General features: G+C 74.6%; 7 protein-coding genes and 1 pseudogene. 3 read left to right on the forward strand and 5 right to left on the reverse strand.

Annotation, left to right across the window (positions count from 1 at the left end; genetic code table 11):
• The first annotated feature begins 2 nt into the window (after window positions 1-2).
• Together KCH_RS34360 and KCH_RS34365 are read left to right on the forward strand one after the other, a co-directional pair.
• Entirely contained in the window at window positions 3-1,004 is a 1,002-nt protein-coding gene (locus KCH_RS34360; RefSeq protein ID WP_051653757.1) for a phosphatase PAP2 family protein, read from the forward strand.
• Between the two features lie 403 nt (window positions 1,005-1,407).
• A complete protein-coding gene (locus KCH_RS34365) occupies window positions 1,408-1,602 on the forward strand; it encodes a hypothetical protein (protein ID WP_035869770.1) in 195 nt (64 codons plus the stop codon).
• Window positions 1,603-1,626: 24 nt separating this feature from the next.
• On the opposite strand, the gene KCH_RS45485 is transcribed toward KCH_RS34365, so the two are convergent.
• From KCH_RS45485 to KCH_RS45490, 3 genes are all read right to left on the reverse strand, one after another.
• Window positions 1,627-2,268, reverse strand: a complete 642-nt coding sequence (locus tag KCH_RS45485) for a hypothetical protein (RefSeq protein ID WP_244305562.1) — start codon at window positions 2,266-2,268, stop codon at window positions 1,627-1,629.
• Between the two features lie 448 nt (window positions 2,269-2,716).
• Window positions 2,717-3,169: a hypothetical protein gene (locus tag KCH_RS34375; protein ID WP_035875101.1), complete on the reverse strand. Its 453-nt coding sequence runs from the start codon at window positions 3,167-3,169 to the stop codon at window positions 2,717-2,719.
• Between the two features lie 39 nt (window positions 3,170-3,208).
• A complete protein-coding gene (locus tag KCH_RS45490; protein ID WP_244305563.1) occupies window positions 3,209-3,811 on the reverse strand; it encodes a ferredoxin in 603 nt (200 codons plus the stop codon).
• Window positions 3,812-4,023: 212 nt separating this feature from the next.
• On the opposite strand from KCH_RS45490, the gene KCH_RS40510 reads away from it, so the two are divergent.
• Window positions 4,024-4,458 (forward strand): VOC family protein, encoded by a 435-nt coding sequence (locus KCH_RS40510; protein ID WP_084224312.1) that lies wholly within the window; start codon window positions 4,024-4,026, stop codon window positions 4,456-4,458.
• A 482-nt stretch (window positions 4,459-4,940) separates the two neighbouring features.
• Here KCH_RS40510 and KCH_RS46890 read toward each other — a convergent pair.
• Both KCH_RS46890 and bla read right to left on the reverse strand, forming a co-directional pair.
• Window positions 4,941-5,609, reverse strand: a pseudogene (locus KCH_RS46890) (MBL fold metallo-hydrolase); the annotation flags it as partial.
• A gap of 20 nt (window positions 5,610-5,629) precedes the next feature.
• Window positions 5,630-6,440: class A beta-lactamase (bla, locus tag KCH_RS34390; RefSeq protein WP_084224088.1), on the reverse strand; the 811-nt coding region annotated here is incomplete at its 5' end.

Genomic DNA, 6,440 nt, shown 5'->3' on the forward strand with positions numbered 1-6,440 from the left:
GCATGATCGACTCGTCCCACCTGGCAGCCCGGTCACGCTCGATGGCGCTCCACCTGCTGGCCAGACTCCGCCCCCGGCACCTCGCCTGGCCGCTGTTCGCGCTGGCCTTCTGGCGCTACCTGGCGGTCTACGGCCTGCCGTACGCCAACGACGTGGTGTTCCTGTGGCTGATCGCCGCGCTGGTCGCCGCGTCCGTCCACAGCGGCGGCCGCAAGGGCTGGCTGTACGTCCTGCGCGACTGGGTGCCGGTGATGGCCGTGGTCTGGGCGTACTCGCTGCTCCGGGGCTACGGCGCGCACACCCCCTGGCGGCCGCACTACGCGCCGCAGATCGCCTTCGACGAGGTGCTCGGCTTCGGCGAGACCTGGACGGTGCGGCTCCAGCACCTGCTCTACCACCCCGGGCAGCCGCAGTGGTACGACTACGCGATCGTCGGCGTCTACATGTCGCACTTCTTCGCGGTGTTCGGGATCCTCGCCGTGCTCTGGAAACGCAACCACGCCCGCTTCCGGCACTTCCTCGCCTGCTACCTGTCGATCACCTTCGCCGGGTTCCTCACCTACGTGCTGTACCCCGCGGACCCGCCGTGGCTGGCCGCGATCGAGAACCACCTGCCCGCCGTCGACCGGATCGTCAACGCCGTGCTGGAGAACAGCGGCCTGCACCGGGCCGGCACCATCTTCGAGAACGGCAGCCGGTTCGCCAACGACGTGGCCGCGATGCCGTCCCTGCACTCCGCCTACCCGATGATGATCGCCCTGGTGTTCTGGCCCCGGGCCGGGCGCACCCTGCGGGTGATACTCGCCGCGTACCCCCTGGCCATGGGCTTCACCCTGGTCTACGGCGGCGAGCACTTCATCATCGACGTGCTGGTCGGCTGGGCCTACGCCTGGGTGATGGTCACCCTGGTCAACCGGCTGGTCGCCCGCCGCACCGCGAGCCGGGCCGCGAAGCGGGAGGCGGCCGCGGTCGCCGTCGAACGGCCGTCCGTCCCGGTCGGCTGAACCGGCCCGTTCCCTCCCGCACGACCCCGGCCCGGCAAGGTGGTGCCCGGCCGGGGTCGCCGCACTCCCTCCGCGCGGCCCCGCGCCCCCGCCGCGTTCTCCTCACCGCCCGCGCAACCGCCCCGGAATCCCCCTCCGAACGACCAGGGAGTTTCCTGGACGTTCGCTGGGAACGGAACGTGGGACGTCGGGGGCCGGTTTTGGCTGACGGACCGTCAAGAACGCCCTCCGGGCCGCCCGGCCGAGGGTCGCGGCGAAGGCTTTGCCAATCCGTGGCGGAGTCTTGTTGCGGACCCGGGTAGCGTCGTGCGGACTACCGCAGGAGGACCCCCACCATGGCCGCACCCCACGTACCGTCTGCGCCCGGCGAGCGCCCCCGACCCGCCGCCCGGCCGACGGCCCGATGATCTCCGGCCACACGGTCGCGCCCCTCCTGTGGGTGATCCTGACCCCGCTCGGAGCCCTGCTCGCCGGCCTCGGCCTGGTCTCCACCATCCGCATCCGCCCCGGCACCGACCGCCCCCGCGACCACCTCCTCGGCCCCCTCCTCATCGCCATCGGCATCCTCGTCACCGGCCTCGGCCTCTGGCTCCTCTGACCTCACCCCCGGGCCGACGGCCGGTCAGTCGACGTTCGGGGCCGACCAGCGTTGGAGGAGGCCGGTGCGGTCGTCGAAGGTCAGCCAGGTGCCGTCGCCGAGGGGGCGGGCGTAGCCCGGGGTGCGGCCGGCGGGGTAGGAGACGGCGGTGCGGGGGGTGAGGGTGGCGGCGTCGAGGAGCCAGTGGGCGCCGTTGTCGTCGTCGAAGTCCAGGGTGGAGGCGAGGACGGTGCGCGGGTCGACGAAGCCGCAGTACCAGTCCCAGCAGGCGGGCTCGTCCGGGTCGTCGGACGGGAGCGGGGCGCCCTCGGCGAGGAGGGTGCCGTCGAGGCCGTGCAGTTGGACGTCCCAGCCGTCGTGCTGGACCGTCAGGTACGCCTCGCGGCCGGGGTGAACGTCCGTCAGGATGCGCTCGCCGTCCTCCTCCAGCCGGACGTCGTGCAGGCGCGAGCCGTCCCAGCGGGCCCAGTACAGGCCGATGCCGTCCTGGCCCATGCCGACGCACAGGCCCAGGTGACCGCTGTCCGGGTGCGACAGCTGGTGCGAGCCGGACGCGACGCACTCCAGGTCGAGCCGGGCCAACTCCCGGCCGTCGTCGGCGTCCAGCACCACCCACGCCTCGGCGTAGTCCTCCGCCGCGGGCCGATCACCGGGACGTGCGCCCACACCACGCGGCCGTCGTCCGAGACCCGGCAGGACCCGTGCTCGGAGCCCGCGCACACCTCCTGCTCGTCACCGCTGTGCGGATGGCCCACCAGCGGGCCCCAGCACGAGTGCCGGTACTCCCACCGGGTCGTGCCGTCCCGGTTCACGGCGCGGACCGCGCGCTGCCCCGAGAACGCCGCGAACCCGCCGTCCGGGCCGACCGAATGCCCGCCCTGCGTCCACGCGGGCCACGGCACCGGGAAGACGGCCAGCGGCTCGGTTCGCCCGTCGAACACCGCGTCCAGCTCGAACACCGACAGCCGGTCCCCGTCCCGCCGCAGCACCCGGCGCGCACCGCCGTGTCCCTCGAACCCGAACCCGAGCACCAGTTCGCGACCGCCCGGAAAGGCGACCGCCCCACGCAACACCGCATCGACCGTCATGGCACGCGACCCTATCCGTCCCCGCGTCACGGGCAGACCCAGCAGTACAGCCGCCCGCCCCGGGCCGCCGCCCGCGCGGCGAGCGCGGCCAACTCGCGGAGGAAGTCCGCGAGATGCTCCGGATCCGGCACGCCGGGGAACAGCCCGTCGGTCGCCGCCCAGCGCGCCGCGACCTCGGCCGGCGCGGCGTCGCCGCACCGCGCCAGCGCGTCCCGGAGCGCGTCCGACAGCGAGAGCACCAGCGCCTCGCCGTCCTCGCTCGTCCCGACCAGACCCCCGCAGCGCGGATCCGCCCGGAGCTCGGCGGCCGACCGCCCCGTCAGCAACTCCTCGGCCGGGCCGAGCGCCACCACCGGATCGAGGCCCTTCACCACCGTCCCGTCGTACCCCGTCCCGAAGGGCTCGTCATCGTCCCGGACGACCGCCCCCAGGGCGTCGTCATCGTCAGCAGCGGCGAAGTAGCCGAACAGTGCTCCCATGGGGCGGAGCATCACACGCCGCGCCGACACCGGACCGGCTCAGAGCCGCGGCAGCGGCTCGCCGAGACCCGGCTCCCGGCCTTCCAGCAGCCAGAACAGGTAGCCCCGCAGGTACGCCTCCAACCCGCCGTCCAGGTAGGCGGCGTAGGCGCGCAGCGCGTCCGGGTCGTTGCGGTCGGCGGCCAGTTCCGCCGCGATCCACGCCCGGACCTCGGCACGGCGCGCCCACCAGGCGCGCACCGCCGCCGGCGTCCAGTGCCGGTCGCCGTCCCAGCCGTAGCCGCCGAGCGGCTCGTCGTGCGCGACCTCCACCAGGCCGGCGAGCTCCCGCGGATTCCCGGGCTGCCGGTGGACGAACTCCTGCCCGTCGTCGGACAGCACGTGCTCCGGCAGGTAGTAAGGACCGTTCAGCCCCGTGTCGGTCTCCCCGGCGTAGAACGGCCCCGGCACCCCCAGCCGGCTGCGCGCCGCCCAACTGCCGTTCCCCACCGCATCGGTGAGCGTCCGGGCGGCCGGCAGCGGATCCCAGTACGCCAACTGCTGCCACTCGCCCACGACGGGGTGCCGGCGCAGCCGCCGGCGCATCCGCGCCGCGGCCCGCCGCAACTCCCGCTCACGCGAACCGAAGTCCCACGGGTGCACGCCGTCCCCCTGCCGTCCGAATCCGCAGCCCGAATCCGCTGCCCGAGCCCGGCCGCCAGTCTGCCCCGGCGCGCGGACCGGCGGCGCCCGGACGGCAGCCCGACCACACCGGTCCCCGGGCGAGAGGACCAGGTCAGCGCGGCTGCGCAGGTGCTCGCGGCCGGTCGGAATAATCGCCTGGCAGGCAAGATCCATCCTGCTATGGTGGCGCGATGCCATCGGTCAAGAAGATCCAGATCACCTTCGACTGCGCCGATCCGGAGCGGGTCGGCCGCTTCTGGTGCGCGGCGCTCGGGTACGTGCCCCCGCAGCCGCCCCCGGAGTTCGACAGCTGGGAGGCGTACACCGAGTCGCTGGCTCCCGAGCAGCGCGGCGCCTGGTTCACGGCCGCCGACCCCGAGGGCGTCGGCCCGCGCATGTACTTCCAGCGCGTCCCCGAGGGCAAGGTCGTCAAGAACCGCGTCCACGTCGACGTCCGGGTCGGCACCGGCCTGGTCGGCGAGGAGCGCCTCGCGGCCCTCGAAGCCGAGAGCGCCCGCCTCGTCGCCCTCGGCGCCACCCGCGGCCAACTCCTGCTCGCCGACGAGTACAACGAGTCCTGCCAGGTCATGCAGGACGTCGAGGGCAACGAGTTCTGCCTCGACTGACCGCCGGGGCCGGCACTGCCGGTGCACCGTCCTCGTTCCGAGAGCGGCCGGCCCGGCCGGGTTCGTGCTGCGCGAACTCTCCCGGGCCGGCCGCCGCGTGCCTGCGCCGCCTTCTGCCCGGCCCCCGAGTCAGCAGCACTGCGAGGCCGGGGGGGCGGGGCGCCCGCAGCTTCGGCGGCGGCGATGCGGCCGCGGAGCATCGCCGACATGACGGCCATGAAGCGGTCGGTGCGCGGGCGGCCGAGGACGAAGGGGTTGGGGGCCTCGGGGTGGGCGCGGAGCTGCTCGGCGCGTTCGAGGGAGTGGTCGGTCGTGGGGTGGTTGGAGAGTTCGACGTCCACGCCGGCCCGGGCCATGCGGGTGCGGAAGGACTCGACGGACGCGAGGTAGGTGCCGAGCTCCGGGAGCGTGCCGGGCGGGAGCAGGCCGCCCCACAGCATGGCGGTGTGGCGGCGGCCGCCGTCGCGGACCGGGATGATCGGCGAGACGGTGCCGGGGGTGTGCCCGGGGGTGTGGTGCAGCCGGATCGTGGTGCCGCCGAGGGTGAGGGCCTGGCCGTCGGCGATGTCCAAGTCCCGGACGGGGGCGTCCGCGGGCCGGGTGGCGGCGACCAGGTCCCAGTCGGCGGGGGACATCAACACCCGTGCGCCGTACCGGTCGGCGAGCAGCTGCGCGCCCCCGAAGTGGTCGTAGTGGCCCTGGGTGAGCACGACGTACTTGATCGTCGCGGGGTCGGCGCCCAGCGCGCGCAGCCCGGGGACGATGATGCCCTCGGCCTCCGCCGGCGAGGTGAGCGCGTCGATCAGCACGATGCCGTCCTCGGTCAGCACGGCCGTCGCGGAGACCCAACCGGCGCTCAGCACGGCGAGGTTGTCGAACAGTTTCACCGGCGCGGGCGCGGGCGGGAGCGGGTACGGGAGGTCGGGCGTCAGCGCTGTCACCAGCGCGCGCAGGACGGGGTCGGACCCGGCCAGTCGGTGGGCCGGTTCGTACCAGGCCCGGGCGTCCGTGCCGTCGGCGGCGGCCGGTCCGGCGAGGACCAGCGGGCCGGCGGCGGCACCTGCGGCGAGGGCGAGGGCGGAGAGCCGGCCGAAGCCGCGCCGGGAGAGCCGGTCGGCGGAGCCGGGCAGGGGCGGGAACGTCACTGTCACTCCAGGAAGTCGAGGGCGGATCAGGAAGCCAGCAGGTCGAGCGCGGCCTCGGTGGCCTCGGCGAGCAGGGTGTCGTTCGAGGGGGCGTCCGGCCGGGAGCGGTCGGAGAGGACGGCGACGACCAGCGGCTTGCGGCCGCCGCCCGGCCAGACCACGGCGAGGTCGTTGCGGGTGCCGTAGCCGCCGTTGCCGGTCCGGTCCGCGACCTGCCACCCGGCGGGGACGCCCGCCCGGATGTACGGGCCGCCGGTGGTGTTGGCGAGCATCAGGTCGGTGAGCAACTGCCGCCGTGCGGGCGGCAGGACGTCGCCGAGGAGGTACTGCCGCAGGTCGTCCGCGAGCACGCGGGGCGTGCTGGTGTCCCGCCGGTCGCCGGGGACGGCCTCGTTGAGCGCGGGCTCGGTACGGCTGACGTCGGTGGTGCTGTCGCCGAGGTCGCGCAGCGCCTGCTGCACGGCCGCCGGGCCGCCGACCTCGGCCATGACCAGGTTGGCCGCGGTGTTGTCGCTGTGGTCCAGGGACGCGGCCAGCAGGTCACGCAGCTTCATCCCGGTCGCCAGGTGCTGCGAGGTGACGGGCGCCCACGCCAGCACGTCCTGCTGACGGTACGTCACCACCCGCTCCAGGTCCGCGTCGGAGGCGCGGCGCAGCAGCGCGCCGCCGACCAGGGCCTTGGAGGTGGAGGCGAACGCGAAACGCTCGTCCGCCCGGTGGGCGACCTCCCGACCGGAGCCGGTGTCCAGCACGTACACGCCGAGCCGGGCGCCGAACCGCTCCTCCAGACGACGGAAGGCCTCGGCGGCGGCCGGACTCGCGGCGGCCGCCGTGGTC

The sequence above is a fragment of the Kitasatospora cheerisanensis KCTC 2395 genome, from assembly GCF_000696185.1.
GTDB lineage: Bacteria > Actinomycetota > Actinomycetes > Streptomycetales > Streptomycetaceae > Kitasatospora > Kitasatospora cheerisanensis.